This is a genomic window from Telluria sp. AZSoR62, from assembly GCF_058111565.1.
Genome location: NZ_JBYTST010000326.1, coordinates 1 through 269, shown reverse-complemented (window position 1 = coordinate 269; position 269 = coordinate 1). Strand labels below are relative to the sequence as shown.

Annotated in this window: 1 protein-coding gene; it reads right to left on the bottom strand. The window is 49.4% G+C overall.

Annotated features, from left to right (window positions below; all coding sequences use genetic code 11):
- A partial coding sequence (locus tag AC3XQU_RS23995; protein WP_489876633.1) for a DnaB-like helicase C-terminal domain-containing protein occupies positions 1-157 on the bottom strand: 157 nt, incomplete at its 3' end.
- Positions 158-269 lie beyond the last annotated feature (112 nt).

The window sequence follows — 269 nt, the reverse complement described above, 5'->3', positions numbered from 1 at the left end:
CTGCTTTATCAGTACTTAAAACGGCATTTTCGACCAAATTCATTGCGAACGAAGTTTTGCCCATTGAAGGTCTGCCGGCGACGATGACTAAATCGGCAGGTTGCAGACCGTTGGTCTTCATGTCCAAGTCTTCAAACCCTGTTGAAAGGCCTGATATATCGAGGCCTGACTGGGCTAAGGTTTGGATCTTTTCTTGAGTATTGCTGAGTAGTTCTGCAACCGGGACAGGACGCCCTCCCTTAGGCGCCTGGCTCCTAATGGTGGCAATC